Raw genomic sequence first — 758 nt, 5'->3', positions numbered from 1 at the left:
TTATACACGGTGTTGTGGTGTCGTTTTTATTTTTTGTTCAAATTTTCAATTATTAAATCAAGTTTTGAATTCAATTCCTCTAAACTAATAGAACCAAATTCTCTAAAACCCCAAAGTTTTCTTTCAATAAGGTCAACTTTTTGGATATCGCTGTAACTATAATCCGAATAATGTCTTTGTCCAACATAACTTAATCTTTCAGCAATTTCTTCCGCTAAATCACTATCATTTTGCAATAATCTCGCAGATGAAGCAACAGAAATTGGCGAATCAGGAATATGTCCTTTTTTAAATTCCAAAATTTGATTTTCAATTTCTTTCTTCGCTAATTCAACATTATCTAAATCGGTTATATCTATTTCAATTGTTCTAATTCCGCTCAAATCGAAAGGAATTTTTTGTCCTTTTGTAATTACTTGAATATATGGTTTTCTAATTGCGTGCCTTATTGCTAATTCATAAAATACGTTTGGATTTGAATCTGTTAAATCAGCAATTACCAACGGACTTTCCATAATCAAATTTATTATTTGAGTCGTTATCAGTCCAACTTTCGGGATTTGGTCAGCTCTAATAGCTTTATAATCATTTTTATCTAAAACTGGTTGAAAAACGTGTCTTAATATTTTGTCCGATTTTTTTCGTATTTCTGAATGAGCTCCTCCTAAAGGACAAATGATAAAACAATCTTCCATTTTTAGTTTTTAATTTTTCAATTTTAGTTCGGTTCGTAAATGCACCACAACGGTCTTGTGTAT

At 29.9% G+C, this 758-nt stretch carries 1 protein-coding gene; it reads right to left on the bottom strand.

The window, feature by feature from the left end; all coding sequences use genetic code 11:
- Positions 1–26: 26 nt before the first annotated feature.
- A complete protein-coding gene (locus TD29_RS18135) occupies positions 27–695 on the bottom strand; it encodes a hypothetical protein (RefSeq protein ID WP_052467182.1) in 669 nt (222 codons plus the stop codon).
- Positions 696–758 lie beyond the last annotated feature (63 nt).

The sequence above is a fragment of the Psychroserpens damuponensis genome (genome assembly GCF_000826655.1).
Classification (GTDB): Bacteria; Bacteroidota; Bacteroidia; order Flavobacteriales; family Flavobacteriaceae; genus Psychroserpens; species Psychroserpens damuponensis.
This window is presented reverse-complemented; position numbering and strand designations above follow the sequence as displayed.

Bases quoted from the DNA above. Each gene is read 5' to 3' on its own strand.
- TD29_RS18135 (WP_052467182.1), bottom strand. From the start codon at position 695: ATGGAAGATTGTTTTATCATTTGTCCTTTAGGAGGAGCTCATTCAGAA.